This is a genomic window from Parasutterella muris (assembly GCF_009767915.1).
GTDB classification, from domain to species: domain Bacteria; phylum Pseudomonadota; class Gammaproteobacteria; order Burkholderiales; family Burkholderiaceae_F; genus Parasutterella; species Parasutterella muris.
Genome location: NZ_WSRP01000003.1, coordinates 15,957 through 35,418, shown reverse-complemented (window position 1 = coordinate 35,418; position 19,462 = coordinate 15,957). Strand labels below are relative to the sequence as shown.

Genomic DNA, 19,462 nt, shown 5'->3' with positions numbered 1-19,462 from the left:
GCCTCAATGGAAGGGCAGTTTAGTAAGCAAGTTGAGGCGGTTTTCGCTAAGGACGGTCCTCTGTCAAAAGCGACGGAGAATTATGTTCCGAGAGCATCTCAGATAGAGTACGCGTGTTCCGTGGCCGAAGCGCTTGAAACCGGAGAAAGTTTGGTTGCGGAAGCGGGTACCGGAACCGGGAAAACCTTTGCTTATCTTGTTCCCGCGCTGCTGCACAGCGGCCGAGTGTTGGTTTCCACTGCGGGAAAGACGCTTCAGGATCAGCTTTATTTCAAGGATATTCCTGCGATTTTAAAAGCGCTCGGCATGGGTGCGCGTATCGCGCTTTTGAAGGGCCGCGCGAACTATATCTGCAAACTTCGTTTAGAACACGCCTGTGAAGAGAATGCCGCCAAATCGCGCGAAGAGGTGGTGCATCTGCAGAAGATTCAGCGCTTTGCGCAGCAGTCCGAAACCGGAGAAAGAGGCGATATTGTCGACGTACCGGAAGACTCCGGTATTTGGCCGGAAGTGACGAGTACCGCGGATAATTGTCTTGGCAACAAGTGCGAACATTACGAAGACTGCTTTGTGATGAAGGCCCGAGAAAAAGCCAAGGAAGCCGATATTCTGGTGATCAATCACCATCTGTTCCTCTCGGACATCGCCCTTAAGGACAATCAGATCACAGATTTTCTGCCGGACTTTGATTTGGTTGTGATTGACGAAGCGCACCAGCTTCTGAACATCTGCAGTGATTTTTTCGCGGAGAAGCTTTCGTTATCTGAGATCAACTCTTTTTTGAAAGATGTGTTGGTTGCAGCGGGTACTCTTTCCGGAGAAATCGTTGTTCAGTGGAAAGAGCTGACCAAGAGTGTCGATCAAAGCATGAAAGACTTGCTTCTGACCTCAACCAATATCCTGCAAGATACGGATAAGCCGATCGCGATAAGCAAGTTCTCGGACGCCCGTTTACTTGTTGAACCGATGCAGAGGCTCCTGTCATCGATGGCGGACTTGTCAGACGCTCTTCTGCAGAGCAAAGACGCATCTGCGGAAGCGGAGTCCTGTTATGAGCGTTCCGCTAAATTTGTCGAAAGTCTGCAGTACTGGACGGACGTTTTTTCCGGTAAAAAGACCGACAGTAAAGTTCCCATTATTCATTGGTTCACGCTTCGAAAAAGCACCATGAACTTCAACGCGACTCCGATTTCTTTTTCTGAGAAACTGAACTCGGCGCGCGACAGTCAGGGCAAGCCTTGGGTGCTGACATCCGCGACTCTTTCGATGAACGGAAACTTTGATCATTTCGTCGAAGAAATGGGTCTGGAAGATGCGAAAACAAAGCATTGGGACAGTCCCTTTGATTACAAGAGTCAGGCGCTCTTATATATTCCGGATGACATTCCTCAGCCGGGTGTGCAGGATTTTCCGGATAAAGTCGCCGCAAAAATCTGGCCGTTTATCAAAGAGAATCAAGGCAGAGCGTTTGTTCTGTGCACGACGCTTCGCGCCATGGAGACGATCGGTAAACATTTGCGCTACTACGCCGAGCGTGACGATCTCCCTTTAAAGATTCTGGTTCAGAAAGAGGCGCCTAAGCAGGAGCTTCTGCGGCAGTTCAAAGAGTCGGGCAGCGCCGTGTTAGTCGGTTCCATGAGCTTCTGGGAAGGTGTGGATATTAAAGGAGACGTGCTGTCTCTTGTGATCATCGACAAAATTCCCTTCCCGCCTCCGGGCGACCCGGTATTTGACGGTAAATGCGATTTCGTGACCGCTAAGGGAGAAGATCCGTTCAAAAAGATTTCTATTCCCCAGGCGACCATGCATCTGATGCAGGGAGCGGGGCGCCTGATCAGAGATCATAAAGATTTAGGCATGCTGATGATTTGTGATTCGCGGCTGACCAGACGAAATTACGGGAAAGTGATTTGGCAGAGTCTTCCGGATTTTGCGCGCACCACGAGGATGGATGTCGCCTTTGATTTCGTTAAAGAGATGGCGGCAATGCGCAAGGAAAAATCTTAATTCTTCGGCTGTCGGCACTGAAGCCAGCGCTGAGCCATTTCCTGTTCCCGGTCGACATCCGGAAGCTTTTGGTAGCCGCAGACAAGGCGGCCGAGATAATCCTGCGGCTCCTGACCTGTGAAGCTGAAGGGAACCTTTTGGGAGAATTTGCCCGGCGCGTCTTTAAGATAGTTGATCAGAAGAAGTTCTCCCTGAGGCTTCTTAGACGCGTCACGGCAGGTATTTACAAGAACCCGCACACGATATGGCGTTTGATCGTTGATGTTGTCGCCGACTTCAAGAATTTCCATCTGAAGATAGTCTTTCCTAAGTTCGCGAACCTGTTTTCGGCTGCCTTCCTGAATCCATCGATTAGGAGCATAGGGCCGCCAATCTCCCGGATACTTAACCTGCGTCGTGAAAAACGGAAGACGATTGGACTTCATTGCCTGCTCGGCAAGATAATCCAAATCATCGCAGGTCATTTGCGAGGGGATTTCGGGGATGGTTCTGCATCCGGAAACAAGCACCGCGGCGATCGCCGCAAAAATCAAACTTCTATTCAGCAAAATATTAAACAGAGAGCGCGTCAGGACACGCTCTCTGATATCGATAATAAGTTCAGAAAAATTTTAGTCCTGAACAGGAACACCTGCGGCCTTATATTCTTCGGCTCGCTGGTAGGTTTCAAACGAAGCGCGGTTTTGGTTCGCGTCAATCACGCGTTCCACGTCCTTGACCTTATCTCCCATGCCGAGCTTCTCATAAGAGTTCTTCATGATAAGCAGAGCTTCGTTGGCCTGGGGAGAAGTCTGGAAATCTCTCAGCACGATTTGGGCACGGTTAATTGCTGCGATATAGGCCTGACGATCGTAGTAGAACTTAGCGGTATTGACTTCGTATTTAGCCTGAGCTTCTACGAGTTCATGCATTCTTTCGCGCGCGTCACGGGCGTAACGGCTGTTCGGGAAGCGCAGGACAAGGTCTTTGAAGATATCAAAGGCGTCTCTGGCAGCCTGAGCGTCGCGCTTGGAAAGGTCCTGACGGTTGAGGAAGCTCATCCAGCCTGTGTCTTCGTCAAGCGTAGCAAGACCCTTGATGTATAACGCGTAGGGTGAGAGCGGGTGTTCTGGATACTGTCTGAGGAAGCGGTCGCAGTTGGCGATCGCTTCTGTCGGTTCGTTTTCGCGATAGTAGGAATAAGCGACTTCAACCATGGCCTGCTGTGAATAACGTCCGTAAGGATAGCGGGCCTCAAGTTTCTGGTAGTAGTCGCGGGCGGTTTCGTAGTTTCCTTCATTGAGGTTATCGCGCGCTTCTACATAAAGCTTGTCGGCTGTCCAGCCTTCCGTAGGATCTTCAATTCCTTTAAACATACCGCATGAAGCAGTCGTTAAAATAACGGAACCAAGACAGACACATGCGAGGGTGCGTCTAAGCAAAGACTGACGAGTACGAGACATAGGTTTAGATATTAATTATGGATACTGAATTAACAGATTATAGACAGAGTGAGGCCTCTGACGAACAAGAAGCGGGAAAAATCTCAAAAATAAAAACACTTGAGGTTGGAATTGATCAGGACGGAGAGCGCTTAGACAAAGTGCTCGCCGCCAATCTTCCGGAGGTTTCAAGGTCGCGTCTAAAAACTCTGATTGAAGAGGGTTCGGTCCAAGTGAACGGCGAAGCGGTTATCAAGCCCCGTCATAAGCTGGTTTTCTCGGACTCTGTCCGGGTGGAGCTGACACCGAGAGCGGAGGATCTTGCGTTCAAAGCGGTTCCGATGGTCCTTGATATCGTTTACGAGGACGAGGACATTCTCGTCATCAACAAGCCGGCCGGTCTCGTGGTTCATCCGGCGGCCGGGCACTGGGACGATACACTTCTCAACGGCCTGCTTGCCTACGATCCGATTTTCAGATCGCTGCCGCGTGCGGGTATCGTGCACAGATTGGACCGAGATACCACCGGTCTGATGGTCGTGGCTAAGAATGAGAACGCTCAGCTTGATTTGGTGCGCCAGCTGCAAGAGCGGACCGTTAAGCGCGAATATTGGGCGCTGACCCGAGGTATTGCGCCAAAAGATAAAGTGATCGACAGCGCGATTGAACGCGATCCGCGTAATCCGCTGCGTTTCAGCGTAGGCGCGGGCGGTCGCGCTAAACCCGCAAGCACACACATCAAGTGCATTCAGAGTACAGAAATTAAAGGTAAGCCGTTCTCTTGGGTCGCCTGCCGTCTTAAGACAGGAAGGACCCATCAGATCCGAGTTCATATGGAATCTATAGGTTTCCCTTTAATCGGAGATCCGCTTTACCGCAATAAGCTTCCGAAGCCGAAGGAAGACGGTTCAGTGCTTAATTCATTTAATCGTCAGGCCCTGCATGCGAGTCGGCTTGGCTTAATTCATCCGCGTACCGGCGAGCCTCAGGAGTGGTTTGCAGAGCCGCCGCAGGACTTTATCGCGTTGATGGAGGAGCTTCAGTTCGGGCCTTGGGATGAACCTTCGCAGGTGTTTGGCGATCCGGTGTGGCAGGCAGAAGAAGAAACAGCCGCCTCTGAGGAAATCGGAAGAATCTCTTCCTGGGATGATTTTGATTTCGGGGATGAAGACGAAGAAGATTCTGATCTCTGGAAGATTGAAAGAACAAACGAGTAGAAGTATGAGAAGCAAACCCGAATTAGAGGTGCTGGTGCCGCAGTGGCCCGCACCCGCAAATGTGAAAGCTTTTTTCACGCTGAGAAGCGGCGGTTTATCAGCCGGCGCGTACGGCGCAGAGGACGGTTTTAACGGTCTCAATCTCGGTGATCATGTCGAGGACAGTCCTTACGCGGTTAAGGCCAACCGTGCGATGGTGACTGAAATGATCGGATCGGAAGCCGCCTGGCTTCGTCAGATTCATTCGACAATCGTTCTTGAGGCGGATCAGGTTAAAGACGCCCCGCAGGCTGATGCCGCGTTCACGACACATTCCAAGGTTCCCTGCGTTGTCATGACCGCGGACTGCGTTCCCGTGCTTTTCTGCGAAAAGAATGGAAAAGCGGTCGCAGCGGCGCACGCCGGCTGGAGAGGTTTGGCCGACGGCGTGCTTCAGGCTTGTGTCGAAGCGATGAGCGGCAAGCTGGAGGACAGCAGTGCGGAGATTATGGCTTGGATCGGACCGCATATTCGTAAGGAAAGTTTTGAGATTCGCGAGGATGTCGCGGATTATTATAGGAATTCAAAATTAAGCGGCGTTTGCGGCGAAGCGATTGAGAAAAAAGCAGACGGCTCGATGCGTTTGGATCTCTCTATCTTTGTTCGGGAGGCGCTCAGGCTAAGCGGAGTCAGCGAGGTATACGACTGCGGTCTCGACACTTTCAGCGATCCGAAACGTTTTTACAGCTACCGCAGAAGCGGCAGGACAGGCAGACATGGGGCATTCATCTACAAACTTTAATACTCGAAACGCTTCCGAGGAACTGACGTGGTATTACGTTCAGCCCGGATTTAAGCTCATAACGCCGATCAAATTTTTCCTGGCAGTTTTGGCTTTTGTCTTGATTCTGGTACTTTTGGCTCTCTTAAACCCGCAGCTGGTATTGGATTCTTATTGGACGCTTCTGATTGTTCCGCTGGATGCGCTTTTTGTGGGCTGGATGCTTCTTACGCTTCAGCCGCATCGTCAGATCTATTACCGGCTGGATTCAGAAGGTGTTTCAAGTGAGTTTCGATCCACAGCTTCTCCGCTGGCGGGGCTCGTCAGTTTTCTGCTTGGAACTTTCTGCACGATGATTGGGCTGAAGAAGTCGCTTTATTTGAATAACCATTCTTCCCGAAGCCGAGTTCTCGATTGGGGGGAAATTGTTTCTGTTCAAAGTTCTCCGAATATGAGAAGGATTGTGCTTCAGGCAGGACTTCACGGTCAGCTAACGCTCTGGACGAATGCCGAGAACTTCAATCATGTACTCACTCTAGTGAAAACTTATATCGATGAAGCGAGGAAACACTATGATTAGAAAGCTTGTTTTGTTTGCATTGTTATCGGGAGCCATGATGGCAGCTGAAGCTAAAACATTTACGATTGACATTCGCACGCCTGCTGAAATTCAGGAAACCGGGCGTGTCGAAGGCTCACTTACGGACGATTTCAGATCGCCCGACTTTATTGAAAAGTTCAAAGCGATGAATATCGCCAAAGACGATGAAGTTCAGCTGTACTGCCGATCCGGCGCTCGAGCAGGCAGAGCAAAACTGATGCTCGAAGAGATGGGTTATAAGAACGTCAAAAATCTTGGCGGTTATGAAGCCGCTTCAAAAACTCTGAACCGACCTTTAGTGAAGTAATAAATTAATGAACATTAAACGTCCGCCCCGTGTGGGGTTTGTTTCTTTGGGCTGTCCGAAAGCCTTGGTTGACAGCGAGAGAATTGTCACCGAACTTCGGGCAGAGGGTTATCTGATTAGTTCCACATACAAAGATTCCGATCTTGTGGTTGTGAACACCTGTGGTTTTATTGATGCGGCGGTTCAGGAATCGCTTGAAGCGATTTCGGAGGCACTCAGTGAAAACGGAAAGGTGATCGTGACCGGCTGTTTAGGCGGCAAGCAGACGGAAGAGGGAAATTTTATTGCGAATAAATTTCCGAAGCTTCTGGGTGTTACAGGTCCTGAGCAGACCGATGAGGTGCTTAGACTGGTGCATGAAAACCTCGAGCGTCCTCATGAACCGTTTGGCGATTTAGTTCCCGCGGGCGGAGTTCTTCTTACGCCGAAGCATTATGCCTATCTAAAAATCGCCGAAGGATGCAATCATCACTGCACCTTCTGTATTATTCCGTCGCTTCGCGGCCCCTTAGTGTCTCGTCCGATCGGTTCGGTTATTCGCGAGGCTCAGAATCTTGTTAAAAGCGGCGTTAAAGAGCTTTTGGTGATCGCGCAGGATACTGCTGCTTACGGCCAGGATGTGAAATACAAGCTTGATTTCATTGGCGGCCGTGCGGTTAAAACCAACATCAAGGTACTGTTTGAAGAATTAGGCAAACTTGGCGTATGGGTTCGACCGCACTATATGTATCCCTACGCCTCGGTTGACGAGATTGTTCCGCTGATGGCCGAAGGAAAGATTCTTCCCTATCTGGATGTTCCGTTCCAGCATGCGCATCCGAGGATTTTGAAGGCAATGAAGCGTCCCGGAAGTGAGTACAACATGGAGCGTATTAATGCCTGGAGGGCGATCTGTCCGGATATCACCATACGTTCGACCTTTATTACCGGTTTCCCCGGTGAGACGGAAGAGGAATTCCAATATCTTTTGGACTTCTTGAAAGAAGCTCGATTAAACCGAGTCGGCTGCTTTGCTTATTCTCCGGTTGAAGGCGCCGCGGCAAATGATTTGCCTGGGGCTCTGCCCAAGGAAGTCAGAGAGGAGAGAAGGGCGCGCTTCATGGAAGTTCAGGAGCAGATATCGCGTGAACTTTTAGCAGAGAAGGTCGGCCGCACGATTCGGGTGCTGGTCGATGAAGCGGCGGACGAAGACGGCATAGCCACAGCCCGTTCGACGGCGGATGCTCCGGACATTGACGGTTTGGTCTTCATAGAAGGCAATCCGAGCGTTAAGCCTGGTGACTTCGTTGATGTGCGTGTTACAGATTCTTCCGACTATGACCTGTTTGCAGAGATAGCTGACGGCGAACAGCGATAATCCGGAAATCCAATATGGGTTTTATATAGGTACCGGGTGGTGCCTTTCTTTTGTAACTTATTGGTTAAGTTACAGTAATGGTCAACTATGTACTTTATATATGGGAGAGGTAGTCGGAGAACAGGCAAATAGATGGCTAAGTTAGTAAAGAGCGACTTTGTGCATGGAGTCGTAAGAACTTATAAGTGTCTTGCTTTTGTCCTAGAAAAATTGCAGGAAGCTTGAGCGGAATACCTAAAAGGACTCTTGAAGACACGCGAGTTAGATTCGTGTGCAAGGTCAACAGACAGATAAAACTGCCAGGAGGAGATATTGAGAATAAGATGATTGTGAGCTAAAGGGGTAGGACTCCCGTACTTGGGAGCATCTTCAGCAGAGCGATAGTAAATTATAAATAACCCTATACTAAAAAATATAATTATAAAAAGGGGAATAAAATTTAAATAATTTTTAACGAAGCTATACTGTGGTATAGAAGGCTGTATTTCATTTTGTTATGGAAAATCCTAATCAAATTCGCTTGAACAACGGTCAGAAGTATGTTTAGAATGATTTCATCAAACTAAAAACGAGAAAGAAATGCGAAACAGCAACCTCGAAAAACTCATCTACCCCTCCCCAGCAGCGTTGCGCTGATTGTGGTATAACTTCTTCTTTTACAGAGAAAAATTCGTGCAGTGTTTTAGACCGTCGTCTCAATTTTGAGGACGGTTTTGCTGTACCTGTAATCGCTTTAAATACGACATTTCAAGCTTCAGAAAACGATAGAAGCGCTTGGAATGACACAAAAAGACCTCTGATAAGTTCGTCCATTCAAATGGATCGGGCTGTCGGAGGTTTTTGTTTATTCAGCTTTGGTTCGAATTTGAGAATTGGTGCGTTAGTTCAGCACTGAAAGAATCCCGTGCAAACGGGTTTGTTAGTCAGTGGCCGAAAGAGCACCTATCAGATTAAAGAACTGAGGAAAGATGTTCTTAGGCTGCTTTTAATTCCTAGGAGTATTTTTGTATGAATAAATTTAAATTGTCTTTGCTTGCAGTTGTTTGCGCAAATGCCCTGTATGGGAGTTTTGCTTACGCTGGTACTGAGTTAGGAGGAGGGACCGGAGGTACCGGATCTATGGCAATTGGGGGAGGTGTAGCCGCTGAGCCAACAACTGCGACAGGGTATAGAGCAGTCGCTATTGGTGGTAATGCGTCGGCCTCGGCAACTTACGGTCTTTCAATTGGTTATGACGCCAGAACAAGCGGGACCGGAGAGGCTGGCGCTATAGCATTAGGTCGGACTACAAGTGCCTCTGTCAATGGTGGAGTAGCTTTGGGTGGCTATTCAACCGCCACTCGCGCCGCCGGCACCTTTGGAACTTCTTCTGATGGAACAGAGCTTACTGAAGCGGTCTCTTTTGGCAATGTTGGAGATAAAACCATTAAAGAGTGGACTTCGACTCAAGGTGTAGTTTCTATTGGTTCCGACACTGTGAGCCGTCAGCTGACAGGTCTAGCCGCCGGTTCTCAGGACAACGACGCGGTTAACGTCGCTCAGCTGAAATCTCTGCAGCAGTCTTCTGTTTTCGGTCAGGGTTCAAGCATTGAGATTCCGGCCAGCGAAGACGGCTCCACCCCCGCGGTTAATGCAGTCAATGCCTCAGTGTTAGGTGACAGCGGCAAGGTGATGGCTAACGCAGGATCGGCCTTTGGTGCGAATTCTCAGGTTCAGATAGGAGCTAAGGGAGCGGTGGCAATCGGCGCTAACTCAATTGCCACATCCAGACTTGACGCGAATGGAGCCGCTCCTACCGGATATCTTATGCCAAGTGAAGGCGTAACGGATAAATCTGTTTGGCAGGCAGATGTGAATCATGGCGTAGTTTCCTTTGGCGGCAGCTACGAAGCTGATGACGGTACAGGAAATACTCAAACCGTTACTTTCAACCGCCAGCTCACAGGTGTAGCCGCCGGTTCTGAAGACAACGACGCAGTCAACGTTGCTCAGTTAAAGGAAGTTAACAATCAGGTTCAGGGTTTGGTCTCTGGTCAGACAAAAGTTAGTACGATTGATCTGGTGGCCGATCCCGGTGATCCGGAGAACGGAGTTGAGCCTACGAGAATTGGCTTAAGATTTGAGGCCGCCAGCACTTCCGCAAGAGCTGCTTCTCAATCCGAAGGCGATAATATTGGTCGCTTAGCGTATACCGATACCGATGGGACGGTTAGACGAGTGGCTACTATGAGTGACGGTATTCTCCTCAGCGGCGGTCCGACATCGGGCGGAGCAGCGGTTGAATCAGTTAAGGTTGGTCTCGATCAGGGAATCACCTTCCTTGGAGAAGATGGTTATCTCACAACTGAAGTAACCGCCGGTGAGAACGGAGCGGTCGTGAAGATTGCAACGACTCAGGAACTGAAGAACCTTTTAGCTAATTCCGGAAACACGGGAGACACAGGCAACACTGGCGGTTCAACCGGTGGCTCGACAGGTGGTTCTACTGGCGGTTCGACAGGTGGTACATCGGGCGGCTCCAGCGGCTGGACTCCGACTGCCGCTCAGCAGGCGGCCATGAACGGTACTTTCGAAAACGGTATCAATGTCGGTGCCAGCGGCGCTGTGACAATTGCTGCCGGAGAAGGTAATCAGGCGATCACTCTTCAGCAGAACAACGTCAACATGGGCGGAAACCGCATTCAGAACGTTGGCGCTCCGATCGCGGCAACAGACGCGGCCAACAAACAGTATGTTGACAGCACAGCTAACAGCCTCAGAAGCAAGATTCATGATGTGGATCGTGATCTGAGAGCCGGTGTTGCAATGGCGATGGCTGTGGGCAACCTGCCTCAGGCGTATATGCCCGGTAAGTCGATTCTTGCGATGTCCGCAGGTACTTACCACGGTCAGGGCGGTTTTGCGCTCGGTCTGTCGCATGCCACAAATGACCGCAACTGGGTCTTCAAAGGCGCAGCCTCTGTGGATACACGCGGAAACTTTGGCGGCACACTCTCTGCCGGCTATCAGTTCTAAAGAGAACTAAGTGAAACGGCGTCAGTGCGGAGTTTATCCGCACTGCGCCGCTCCATAGAGGAAATTCAATACAAAATTCGCGGCTATCCCTAAGGTGGAATCTTTGACATTCTTCTGAGGATGCTGTCTGTCAAAGGAATAAAGATTATGAAAAAAGTGGTCATGTTATGTTTACTCGCAGCGAGTATGTCAACGGCGTTGGCGCAGACAGCGCTGAAAATAAACGGTCAGACGATATCGGCGGCAGAACAGAAAGAGCTGATGGAGCTGCTGGCCAAAGAGAAAGGTATAAAGGGTCAGGAGGCTCAGCTGACAATGGCAAGACAGATTCTGTCGGAGGAGAAGATTATCGGCCAGGTGGCTTGGCGTCAGAAGCTGGAGCGAGATCCTCTGGTTAAGAGAAAGATTGCCGAGAGCAAGAACCGAATTTATAGAGAAGCTCTGGTGAATAGCTACTTATCGAAGCATCCGGTAACGGATCAGGAGCTGTCAGCGGCTTATGAAGCGCTGAAACGACAGCACAATCCCAATGAGGTGCAGATTCGCTACATTCTTGTGGACTCGGAAAAGGAAGCTAAGGACCTTCTGTATTTAATCGAGATCGGAGAGAAGATGGACAAGCTAGCCAAAGAGAAGTCTTTGGATAAGGCGAGCGCCGCTGACGGAGGTCTTTTGCCGTTTACCGCGGTAAGTAAAGTCAATATCCCGGGCTTTGCCAATGCGGTTAAAGGATTGAAGAAGGGTCAGCTGTACAAGCAGCCGATGGGTATCAGATTTTCCGCTTGGAGGATAGCCGAGTGGTGCCGATGCCGCCTCTTGATCAGATAAAGACTCAGGTTCAGGCGACAGCGGTACAGCAAAAGAGCGCGGCGTACCTGAACAGCTTGTTCCGCGGAGCAAAAATAGAGCAGGCATCATCCGAGAAGAGAAAAGCGAAGACGGTTCTTCCTGCTAGAAAGTAGGTCACATATGCAGGAACTTAAATTGCTGATGAGAAACGGCCAGACGCTCTGCGTTTGCAATAGCAGTGAGAGCGATCGTGTGGTATCGGAGTTTGGCCGCTTTCTGGATGAGTTTCGTCTGAGCGAGGGCGCATCAAAAGAGAAATTGTTCATATTTTCGGATCCTCTTCTAATGGTTCGGCTCTCTGAGGTTGCAGCGGTCTCTCTGGTGTTTAAGACGACAGAGAGTGAGCAGAGGCAGAAAGAGCAGAAGAAGCGTTTGAGCAGGAAACCGTCAGAAACAAAGGCATTGAATTAGAGATTGAGAAGGCAGTCGTGAAGCAAAAAGAGTTTGATTTGTTTCTCGTGTAGTACTTAGGCCGTACGTTTCTGTAAATATATCCTCAGGTATTTAGAAGGCCGGAGCTTGTTTCCACCAGGACGGAGGCAAGCTCATTTTTTTGCGGCCTCGGAAATTTAAATATTGAGGCCTAAGGGTATCAGAGCGAAGAATACAAATGGACTGCCTCCTCGCAGTGACACATTCTAAAAGGAATCATCTTATGGCACGTCCAAAAACATTACCGGATGATCATTATCGTCTTTCCACATACAAAAGGGGCTCGAAGCGTTACGTATATGGCTATCGCAATGTATGGGATCCTGTACGTCGTCAGTCTCGGTCGGCAAAGCGCTTCTATGTCGGCGTTCTTAATGAAGTCACGCGTCAGGTGAGGCCTTGTCAGCGATTTCTTGCGAATCATCCTGAATACGAAGGTAAAGTCCTCTACTACGAAAATCACGAACTGATTGAAAAACGATAGGCTGCGGATCTTCGAATAATTTTTTCAAAACAATTAGATGTCGAACGTTGACGACAGATATAGAAGTTTGCCTTAGTACCGACGAAACCTTGATTTGGCTCTTCTGTCAGTGCTTAATTTGATTATTTATTTGATTCTGTTCTTAATGACCTGACTAAACTGAGCCAATAGATATTTAGGAGGCGGGTGTTATGAACATCGTATTTACAATCCTGTGGGCTGTCGTGTGTCTTTGCTGCTTTGCATGGCTTATTTTCCAGGTCGTCACAAAGCGCATGCGGGTTGTCACATTCGTGCTGTTGCTTATTCTGTTTGTCGTAATGGCTTTGGGTATTTGCGATCTCCTCGGATTAGGACTAGAAATGGGCTAGTGCTCGAAGAGAGTGTTTTTTGTATCTGATTTGACCGAGGGGTCTTCAGAAAAGTAGAAGAGCGGCTTTGGTGGTTTCATTGATTACCAAAGCCGGTCTTTTTGCGTTCGCTGATACTTTAGGCGTCGGGAACATGGCCGAGAATTTTTCCAAGCTGTTTGGGTGTCAGCTCTTTCTCAAGCCTCTCATTCTGTATTCCGTCTCTCAGATCTTTAATCTGAGCCAGAGACTGCTCATCGTTTGCATAGCGCCTGAGAATCAATACTGCGGCTGTGAAAAATATCATGCCGAGTAACAGCAAGTGGGCGAGGTAGGGGAATACAACTTCTGAGATTGTCGCGCCTGCCTGCGAAGCGCGAAGCATGGCGCCAGCGGCCGGCGTTGAAGGCAGCAGCTTGCTGAATAACAAAATCGGTTCCGGGAAATTCTGCCAGGGGAAAAGATTGCCGGATAAAAATACGCAGGGAATGGAAGTCGGAACAATAATCTGAACGATATAGCGCAGGCGCTTACACAGCGCCGCAATCATGACCGCCATGGATGTAATCGCAAAACTAAAAACCGCCGAGACGGCAAGTGTTGCCGGCACGTTTCTGAACGCGTTGACGCCGTGGAAGGCAAATGATGCACCCTCGATATACATGGTCCAGAGAAAGGCCAGAATAAAGAAAGGCAGATACATCGCAATAAAATGCGGGAAGCTTCGCATCGCAAGCGCCAGTGCGTAAGGGTACTTTCGGCGCCAGAACCAATCGTTGAGCAGCATGCCGATGCCCGCGGTAAAGACGGTCTGAATAATGATGACAAAGACAATCGGTACCGTGAAGTTCAAATAGCCGTTAACCGTATTGAACATCGGTTGGAAAACAAACGCCGGTGCACGATTTTTAACTTGGGCAAGCTTATCAAGCGGTATTCCGTGCTCGAGCAGATGCCCGGCTATTGCGCCGGTCACAACTTCCTGAAGGGGACCTGCCGCACCGTTCATAGACACCCTGGCTTTGACGATAAACGCGCCGTTGGAAACGAGCACAAGTGCTGTCGGAATGTCGCGGACTGTGTTACGCTCAAAATTCGGAGGAATGATCAGAATCGCACTGACGCCGCCCTGGCGCATAATGCGTTCTGCCTCCTTCTGATCGGCAGCCTGAAACTCCACATGAACGGAGGGAGAGGCTTTTAGCTCTTGGATGAGCCTGCGGGAAAGAGGCGTCATGTCCTCATCGACCGCCACAATGTTTAGGTGATCGGGGAGCTGCTCCATGTAAGGCCAGCAGTAATAGAAGGAATAGAAGAAGATCGCAAAACAAAAGAAAGGCGCGCAGGCTAAATTACTGACGCACTGTCTGAGCGTAAAGAGAAAACTGTCAAAGAGGCTTGGATGTTTAGCTGACATGATCGGCCTCCGCCTCTAATTCTCGTTTTGCAAATATCCGGTATTTCCATCTGAAGACCGGAATACCCAGAATCAGAGGAATAAATATCATCAGAAGAAAAACACCGAACGTGGTTCCCATATCCCAAATGTCTGCACCGAGAGTCCATTGCTGCGTCTGACCTTCGATGAACCAAGTCAGCGGAAGACACTTAGAGAACGTCCTTGCAATGTCGCTCATGGAGTCAAGCGGCATCGAAAAGCCGGTGAAAGGCAGTGCGGGTGCGGCAAAGCCGGAAGCCACCACCAGCGAAAAACGCCAGGTCGGAGCAATCCCGCAGATCAGAATGGCGCATGTCAGCATAACCAGCAGACAGGCCGCACCGCAGATAAACCAAATAAATAAACTTGAGGCTTTCAGCGCGGTAAATCCGCTTACTCCGGCAAATAATCCGATGTAGGCGAGAATGACCAGACAATAGAAGAAATAGTGGGGCAGGAGTTTGCCGCAAAGCGCTGCGGTCACATAGTGCTGCGCGGTATCCATCCACTCATTGATTCGGTAAAGGTAGACTTCCCGAACGATAGCCGTTACAAAGGAGAGAACCGCAGCAAGCATAATCACGCCGGGCATCAGGTTGCTGCCTAAAAAGGCGAGGAAGCTGAACTGCATATTGCCGAGCGCGTAAAAGTCCGAATGAACACCCGAAACAATTCGCTCTGCGCCGCTTACGCCGCTTCCCGTAAGAAGCGTCACCTTGGCCATATTCTGTAGCGTCATCGCACTCATAATCGTGGCTATGGAGGTTTGGATTGTGCCTGCGACCGCATAGCGGTTTTCATCCAGATAAACCGACAGCGAGGAGCCGGTCCCTTTGTACTGCTCCTTCATGTAGCCCTCAGGGACTTCAATGATGCCGTAAACGGAGCCGTGCTTCAGTGCGGCAAGCGCTTCATCGTGGCTGTTGTACGTGACGAGTCCCATGGTTCTGTCCGCATCCAGCGCTCTTCCGATTTCACGGCTCATCGATGTATTGTCGTGGTCGACATAAGCGACAGGTACATCGGTAATGACGCCGTTGTACAAGAGGCCCCAGACAATCAGAACCCAAATGACCGGCATAAAACCGCAAAAAATAATTTCCTGCGGTCTGCTGATGAGCTGTCTGACCTCTCGGGCCGCTACTGCGGCGACAAGTTCGAACCATTTAATCGGAGAAATCATGATGATCTACTTGTAATCGTCTACAAGAACACTCATGCCGGGACGCAGTCCCTCGACTTTTTTAAGAGGGCGGGCTCTGACTTCAAAAGTCTTCATGTCGTAGCCCGAGTCCATGCGTGTGCTTCTCCATGTGGCGTAATTGGCCCGCGGACTGATGTAATAAATTTCGTAGTCGATTTTTTCGTCGCCAAGCGCAGGGACATACGCTTTAAAGACCTTGCCGATCTTGATGTCGGGCATGTTTTCTTCGCGAATGTTGAAGCTTGCCCATTGATCGTTCAGATCAACCAGGGTCACGACCGGGAAACCCGCTGCGGCGATTTCGCCTTCGATCAGTATGACCTTATCGACTTCTGCACCGATTGGCGCGTAAAGTGTTTTGTCAGCGGTGAGGGATTCAACTTGTTTGACGCCGGCCTGTGCTTCCGCGGTCAGATCCGATACAGCGGACTTTTCCTGTTCTCTTGCACCGATCAGAGCGATTTCGTACTGTTGCTTGGCGGCATTGGCCTGCTGGCTTGCCGCTTTCCAGTTGGTTTGAACTTCGTCGTACTTCTGTTTGGACACCAGACCGTCCTTGTAAAGGGCGGAAATTCGGTTGTATGTTTTAAGCGCTAAGTCGGCCGCGGCCTGAGCTCTTTCCCATTGAGCCTTAGCGGCTTCTTTTTCCTGAGGACGGGCGCCTTCGTCAACAAGGCTCTGTTTGGCCTGAGCGGCGCGTTTCTGAGCTTCGAGCTGCTGAAGTTTGGCTTCAAGTTCAGGCAGATGCATTTCTGCGACCGGCTGCCCCGCGGCCACAGTGTCTCCTTCCTTCACGAGAACTTTCGCAACGCGTCCGGGAACTTTTGATGCGACGGTGACCGTTCTTGATTCCATTTGTCCTTGTAGTGGCGGAAGAGGCGGAAAGGCCGCACGATAGACGCCGTACACCAGGAAAATTATCAGTGCGGAAAGCAAAATGAGCAGAAGGAGAATGCCGATCTTTGACTTATTGGATACTTTGAGATCAGCATTTTGATCCGTCTGCGCCGCCGCTTGATTATGAGCGGGAGAGGGTTTGTTCGTGGACTCTGACATAACGATTACTGTTCGATAATGACTTGACGGTTGTTAACGGCGTTCATAAATTCACTCATTTGTCCCGCGATCGCGTGCAGCATGGCGTAATTGGAGACAAATTCAAAGGCGGCGAGACGTCGGCCGACTTCTGCCTGCAGAAGCTGATTGCGCGCTTCGTTGACATCGAGCGCGGTCGCAAGTCCCTCGCCGAAACTCTTGGACTTCAGGCGAAGGTTTTCGCTCGCAAGTTTGACGGTTGAAGCGCTGAGTTTGTACTGCTCAATCGCGTTCTTAGTTTTAAGCCATGCGACTTCAACACCGGTTCTTACCTGATTGATGGCTTCGGCTTTGCCGGCTTCAGCCTGGCGAACCGTCGCCTCGGCGCTTCGGATGCTCGCTCGTCTGTCCTTAGCGTCCCAAAGCGTGAAATTGACGCCGATACCCGCGATCCAGTTCGGTTCGACAAGCGTCTGATAGTGTTTGATGAAGTTATAAGTGCCAAATGCGAACACCTGAGGGTGCCATGCGCCTTTCTGAGCTTTGACGCCTTCGCTTGCCTGATCGGCTTTGGCCTGAATGACGGCAATCTGAGGGTTGGCCGCAAGAGCTGTATCCACCCAGTATTTAAGCGGCTGAAGCGGAACGTTCAAGACAAACAGAGGTGTTGAGAGATCCCCGAAGTCGTCATCTCTGAGCAGTCTCGCAAGCTGCAGTTTGGCGACTTTAGCGTTGTCTTTGGCTTTCAGGTATTCGCGATGACGATTGTCTCTCTGAACCTGTACGGACATACGCTCAATCTTGCTGATCATGCCCTGTTTTTCAAACTTTTTGGCTTTCGCAAGTTCCTGATCCTGATGAGCCAGCATGTCTTTTTGGAGTTTCTCGATGGAAACCGCAAGCTGTGTGCCGAAGTAGTAGCCCGCAAGCTGAGCATCTAAATCTTCAACATCGGCTCGTTTCTGAGCCATCGCTTCATCGACCGCGTATTTGCTTGCTTCCTGTGCCGCGGAGATCTTACCGCCCGTGTAAATCGGCCAAGTCGCTGTCGCAGACGCTCTTGGACCGTTCAGCGACATTTTTTCATGAAGGCCGACATTGAATGATGTCAGACCGGGCAGCGGAATCGGTGAAGGGACTTGCGTGTTAATGTCGATTTTCTTCTGCCCAGCGATTTGGAAGGCCTGAACAGTTACTGTCGGACCGCCGAGCATTTCGAGCGATTTCTGAGTTTCCTGCTTACTCTGAACATTGGCTTCGCTCGACTTGATTTTGTCGCTGCGTTCGTACAGCCAGTCTCTTGCGACTGTGAAACTGAGCGGCATTGCTGCCGAAGCGAAGTCAGCCGCCGCGAGTGCAAGCAGAAGACAGGTGCAGATCTTTGTCTTAAACATTTGTATGAGTATCTGTCGTCAGGATATGAAGGTCATCCCGGTTATTTATGTTTCACCTTAAAGGAGGAGAAAAGCAAGGCTTCCTCCGCCCCATAGGCTATCTGTATTCTAAATTCAATTGTTTTAAAATTGTCCGATACGGGCGCTTCGCAGGCTAAATTAGTTTGCCGTCCAAATACACATTAAGGCTCATCGGTGGATTAAGGATTCTCTTCATGCTTTCAAATCAATGGAAAAGTCTGCACCTCGGTCTTTGGGAACTGGTTTTCAAGGTTATGGACGAAGGTTCGATCACACGGGTGGCAGATATGAATTCCATCCAGAGAAGCCGTCTTTCGCGATTGATTTCTTCGCTCGAGGAAGAGACCGGGCATCGGCTTTTAGAGCGACAGGGCAGGAAGCTTGAACCGACAATGGCCGCTCTGGAGCTTCGCGCAAAGATTGAGCCGATGATTTCGGACATCAGAAAGGCGCTGGAAGCCGAGAGAGAAAACGCGGACTCAGATAAAGGCGGCATTCGGTTTGGTGCGATGCCGGGATTTCTGCAGACTCAGGTTGTGCCTTTGATTGCGGAATTCCAAAAGCGCCATCCGCAGGTTTCCTTTGACGTGATCGGAGATGATGATCCTAAAGCGTTCATGGGCGGTCAGACCGATCTCATGCTTTATTACGGTCCGGTCAACAGTGCCAATCTTGTGGAGAACTGGGTCACCAGATCGCTTTTTGTGCCGTGCGCCTCTCCCAAATATCTTAAAGAAGCGGGCTCTCCGACTTCTCCCGAAGAACTTGTCAATCATTCGGGCGTCATCTACACGGGCCGCGTTCGACCGCACTCGGATGTGATGGAGAAGAACGGCCGTGTTCAGACATTCCGCTGGAAATCCATGATTCGGTTCAACAACATCCTGCTTGCAAAAACCGCGGCGGTGGAAGGCTGCGGCATTGTGCTTGATATGCCGCTGCATCACTGTTTTGACGAGATTATGGAAGGCAAGCTGGTTCCCGTGCTTAACGGCTGGCGCATTCCTAATTTGGACAACTATATCGGCGCAACGCTTGCCGCCTCTAAACTTCGCCGCGTGCAGATGTTTATCGATTTTTATGTTCGCAGACGAAGAGAAATCGAAGGCGAGCAGAAGCGTCGTCTGCAGGAAAAATATTCTTTTATTGTGTAGTTTTTTCTCCGAAAAAAACGGCCCGAAACTTTGTGTTTCGGGCCGACCCAAGGAGAACTATCAAAAAACTAAATCCGAATTACTTGCCGTGGCAGCCGGCGCAGAAGTTTTCCTGCGGCGCATGACCTTTGTGGCACTCCAAGCAGCTCAGATCTTCGAAGTGCGGTGCATGCGGATTCAGACCGTCAAACTTAGGCTTAATCTTTTCGCCTGCCGCTTTCAGCTGATCCGGGTTGTGGCACTGAACGCATTTTGTGTATTCCACATCCTGACCGCCTGTCGGAGCCTGGTGGCAGACCGTGCAGGGCATATTCTTCGCCGCGTGCTTTTCAGCGACTCCTGCCGCCTCAGCGAAGCTGAATGAGAACAGAGCAGCTGCGGCGAGGCCTATAAATAGGGGTGATAATTTCATATAG

Annotated in this window: 20 protein-coding genes; 13 read left to right on the top strand and 7 right to left on the bottom strand. The window is 50.0% G+C overall.

Annotation, left to right across the window (positions count from 1 at the left end; translation table 11 throughout):
• Positions 1 to 6: 6 nt before the first annotated feature.
• Positions 7 to 2,007: a DNA repair helicase YoaA gene (locus E5987_RS01415; RefSeq protein WP_160334299.1), complete on the top strand. Its 2,001-nt coding sequence runs from the start codon at positions 7 to 9 to the stop codon at positions 2,005 to 2,007.
• Here the strand turns inward: E5987_RS01415 and E5987_RS01410 are convergent.
• Together E5987_RS01410 and E5987_RS01405 are read right to left on the bottom strand one after the other, a co-directional pair.
• The gene (locus E5987_RS01410) at positions 2,004 to 2,555 is read right to left on the bottom strand and encodes a hypothetical protein (protein WP_202074517.1); all 552 of its coding nucleotides are present in this window, start codon (positions 2,553 to 2,555) and stop codon (positions 2,004 to 2,006) included. The genes E5987_RS01415 and E5987_RS01410 overlap by 4 nt on opposite strands.
• A 63-nt stretch (positions 2,556 to 2,618) precedes the next feature.
• Complete coding sequence (locus tag E5987_RS01405) at positions 2,619 to 3,449, bottom strand: outer membrane protein assembly factor BamD (protein WP_160334298.1); 831 nt, start codon at positions 3,447 to 3,449, stop codon at positions 2,619 to 2,621.
• A gap of 17 nt (positions 3,450 to 3,466) precedes the next feature.
• Between E5987_RS01405 and E5987_RS01400 the strand changes: the two genes are divergently transcribed.
• The 11 genes from E5987_RS01400 to E5987_RS01350 all read left to right on the top strand — a co-directional run bounded on the left by E5987_RS01400 (position 3,467) and on the right by E5987_RS01350 (position 12,821).
• Positions 3,467 to 4,645, top strand: a complete 1,179-nt coding sequence (locus E5987_RS01400; RefSeq protein WP_160334297.1) for an RluA family pseudouridine synthase — start codon at positions 3,467 to 3,469, stop codon at positions 4,643 to 4,645.
• Between the two features lie 4 nt (positions 4,646 to 4,649).
• A complete protein-coding gene (gene pgeF, locus E5987_RS01395) occupies positions 4,650 to 5,426 on the top strand; it encodes a peptidoglycan editing factor PgeF (RefSeq protein ID WP_160334296.1) in 777 nt (258 codons plus the stop codon).
• Positions 5,401 to 5,985 carry a hypothetical protein gene (locus tag E5987_RS01390; protein WP_160334295.1) on the top strand — a complete coding sequence of 195 codons (585 nt, stop codon included), beginning with the start codon at positions 5,401 to 5,403 and terminating at the stop codon, positions 5,983 to 5,985. Before pgeF ends, E5987_RS01390 begins: the two co-directional genes overlap by 26 nt.
• Positions 5,978 to 6,313, top strand: coding sequence for a rhodanese-like domain-containing protein (locus E5987_RS01385; protein ID WP_160334294.1), 336 nt, complete (start codon positions 5,978 to 5,980; stop codon positions 6,311 to 6,313). The genes E5987_RS01390 and E5987_RS01385 overlap by 8 nt, the downstream gene beginning before the upstream one ends.
• Before the next feature lie 7 nt (positions 6,314 to 6,320).
• Positions 6,321 to 7,670 carry a 30S ribosomal protein S12 methylthiotransferase RimO gene (rimO, locus tag E5987_RS01380; protein ID WP_160334293.1) on the top strand — a complete coding sequence of 450 codons (1,350 nt, stop codon included), beginning with the start codon at positions 6,321 to 6,323 and terminating at the stop codon, positions 7,668 to 7,670.
• A 1,119-nt stretch (positions 7,671 to 8,789) separates the two neighbouring features.
• Positions 8,790 to 10,685: a YadA family autotransporter adhesin gene (locus tag E5987_RS01375; protein ID WP_160334292.1), complete on the top strand. Its 1,896-nt coding sequence runs from the start codon at positions 8,790 to 8,792 to the stop codon at positions 10,683 to 10,685.
• Positions 10,686 to 10,871: 186 nt separating this feature from the next.
• Positions 10,872 to 11,513, top strand: a complete 642-nt coding sequence (locus E5987_RS01370; RefSeq protein ID WP_160334291.1) for a peptidylprolyl isomerase — start codon at positions 10,872 to 10,874, stop codon at positions 11,511 to 11,513.
• Positions 11,492 to 11,647 carry a hypothetical protein gene (locus E5987_RS01365; protein ID WP_160334290.1) on the top strand — a complete coding sequence of 52 codons (156 nt, stop codon included), beginning with the start codon at positions 11,492 to 11,494 and terminating at the stop codon, positions 11,645 to 11,647. The genes E5987_RS01370 and E5987_RS01365 overlap by 22 nt, the downstream gene beginning before the upstream one ends.
• 7 nt (positions 11,648 to 11,654) lie before the next feature.
• Positions 11,655 to 11,945 carry a hypothetical protein gene (locus tag E5987_RS01360; protein ID WP_160334289.1) on the top strand — a complete coding sequence of 97 codons (291 nt, stop codon included), beginning with the start codon at positions 11,655 to 11,657 and terminating at the stop codon, positions 11,943 to 11,945.
• A gap of 244 nt (positions 11,946 to 12,189) precedes the next feature.
• Positions 12,190 to 12,450, top strand: coding sequence for a hypothetical protein (locus tag E5987_RS01355; protein ID WP_160334288.1), 261 nt, complete (start codon positions 12,190 to 12,192; stop codon positions 12,448 to 12,450).
• 191 nt (positions 12,451 to 12,641) lie between these two features.
• On the top strand, positions 12,642 to 12,821 hold the full coding sequence (locus E5987_RS01350) for a hypothetical protein (RefSeq protein ID WP_160334287.1): 180 nt from the start codon (positions 12,642 to 12,644) through the stop codon (positions 12,819 to 12,821).
• Positions 12,822 to 12,939: 118 nt separating this feature from the next.
• Here the strand turns inward: E5987_RS01350 and E5987_RS01345 are convergent, their stop codons facing one another.
• Genes E5987_RS01345 through E5987_RS01330 form a run of 4 tightly spaced genes read right to left on the bottom strand, consistent with a single transcriptional unit; the run spans position 12,940 to position 17,871 of the window.
• On the bottom strand, positions 12,940 to 14,217 hold the full coding sequence (locus tag E5987_RS01345) for an ABC transporter permease (RefSeq protein ID WP_160334286.1): 1,278 nt from the start codon (positions 14,215 to 14,217) through the stop codon (positions 12,940 to 12,942).
• Entirely contained in the window at positions 14,207 to 15,421 is a 1,215-nt protein-coding gene (locus E5987_RS01340) for an ABC transporter permease (protein ID WP_160334285.1), read from the bottom strand. The genes E5987_RS01345 and E5987_RS01340 overlap by 11 nt, the downstream gene beginning before the upstream one ends.
• A 6-nt stretch (positions 15,422 to 15,427) precedes the next feature.
• Entirely contained in the window at positions 15,428 to 16,498 is a 1,071-nt protein-coding gene (locus E5987_RS01335) for an HlyD family secretion protein (RefSeq protein ID WP_160334284.1), read from the bottom strand.
• A 5-nt stretch (positions 16,499 to 16,503) separates the two neighbouring features.
• Positions 16,504 to 17,871: a TolC family protein gene (locus E5987_RS01330; protein ID WP_160334283.1), complete on the bottom strand. Its 1,368-nt coding sequence runs from the start codon at positions 17,869 to 17,871 to the stop codon at positions 16,504 to 16,506.
• A 215-nt stretch (positions 17,872 to 18,086) separates the two neighbouring features.
• Here E5987_RS01330 and E5987_RS01325 point away from each other — a divergent pair, with 215 nt between their 5' ends.
• The gene (locus E5987_RS01325; protein ID WP_160334282.1) at positions 18,087 to 19,046 is read left to right on the top strand and encodes a LysR family transcriptional regulator; all 960 of its coding nucleotides are present in this window, start codon (positions 18,087 to 18,089) and stop codon (positions 19,044 to 19,046) included.
• Positions 19,047 to 19,125: 79 nt separating this feature from the next.
• Here E5987_RS01325 and E5987_RS01320 read toward each other — a convergent pair whose 3' ends face one another.
• Entirely contained in the window at positions 19,126 to 19,458 is a 333-nt protein-coding gene (locus E5987_RS01320) for a cytochrome c3 family protein (protein ID WP_160334281.1), read from the bottom strand.
• Positions 19,459 to 19,462 lie beyond the last annotated feature (4 nt).

Excerpts from the sequence above, each read along its gene's own strand:
- E5987_RS01415 (WP_160334299.1), top strand. The coding sequence starts at position 7 with ATGGAAGGGCAGTTTAGTAAGCAAGTTGAGGCGGTTTTCGCTAAGGAC.
- E5987_RS01405 (WP_160334298.1), bottom strand. The coding sequence starts at position 3,449 with ATGTCTCGTACTCGTCAGTCTTTGCTTAGACGCACCCTCGCATGTGTC.
- E5987_RS01400 (WP_160334297.1), top strand. The coding sequence starts at position 3,467 with ATGGATACTGAATTAACAGATTATAGACAGAGTGAGGCCTCTGACGAA.
- pgeF (WP_160334296.1), top strand. The coding sequence starts at position 4,650 with ATGAGAAGCAAACCCGAATTAGAGGTGCTGGTGCCGCAGTGGCCCGCA.
- E5987_RS01390 (WP_160334295.1), top strand. The coding sequence starts at position 5,401 with ATGGGGCATTCATCTACAAACTTTAATACTCGAAACGCTTCCGAGGAA.
- E5987_RS01385 (WP_160334294.1), top strand. The coding sequence starts at position 5,978 with ATGATTAGAAAGCTTGTTTTGTTTGCATTGTTATCGGGAGCCATGATG.
- rimO (WP_160334293.1), top strand. The coding sequence starts at position 6,321 with ATGAACATTAAACGTCCGCCCCGTGTGGGGTTTGTTTCTTTGGGCTGT.
- E5987_RS01375 (WP_160334292.1), top strand. The coding sequence starts at position 8,790 with ATGGCAATTGGGGGAGGTGTAGCCGCTGAGCCAACAACTGCGACAGGG.
- E5987_RS01370 (WP_160334291.1), top strand. The coding sequence starts at position 10,872 with ATGTCAACGGCGTTGGCGCAGACAGCGCTGAAAATAAACGGTCAGACG.
- E5987_RS01365 (WP_160334290.1), top strand. The coding sequence starts at position 11,492 with ATGCCGCCTCTTGATCAGATAAAGACTCAGGTTCAGGCGACAGCGGTA.
- E5987_RS01360 (WP_160334289.1), top strand. The coding sequence starts at position 11,655 with ATGCAGGAACTTAAATTGCTGATGAGAAACGGCCAGACGCTCTGCGTT.
- E5987_RS01355 (WP_160334288.1), top strand. The coding sequence starts at position 12,190 with ATGGCACGTCCAAAAACATTACCGGATGATCATTATCGTCTTTCCACA.
- E5987_RS01350 (WP_160334287.1), top strand. The coding sequence starts at position 12,642 with ATGAACATCGTATTTACAATCCTGTGGGCTGTCGTGTGTCTTTGCTGC.
- E5987_RS01345 (WP_160334286.1), bottom strand. The coding sequence starts at position 14,217 with ATGTCAGCTAAACATCCAAGCCTCTTTGACAGTTTTCTCTTTACGCTC.
- E5987_RS01340 (WP_160334285.1), bottom strand. The coding sequence starts at position 15,421 with ATGATTTCTCCGATTAAATGGTTCGAACTTGTCGCCGCAGTAGCGGCC.
- E5987_RS01335 (WP_160334284.1), bottom strand. The coding sequence starts at position 16,498 with ATGTCAGAGTCCACGAACAAACCCTCTCCCGCTCATAATCAAGCGGCG.
- E5987_RS01330 (WP_160334283.1), bottom strand. The coding sequence starts at position 17,871 with ATGTTTAAGACAAAGATCTGCACCTGTCTTCTGCTTGCACTCGCGGCG.
- E5987_RS01325 (WP_160334282.1), top strand. The coding sequence starts at position 18,087 with ATGCTTTCAAATCAATGGAAAAGTCTGCACCTCGGTCTTTGGGAACTG.
- E5987_RS01320 (WP_160334281.1), bottom strand. The coding sequence starts at position 19,458 with ATGAAATTATCACCCCTATTTATAGGCCTCGCCGCAGCTGCTCTGTTC.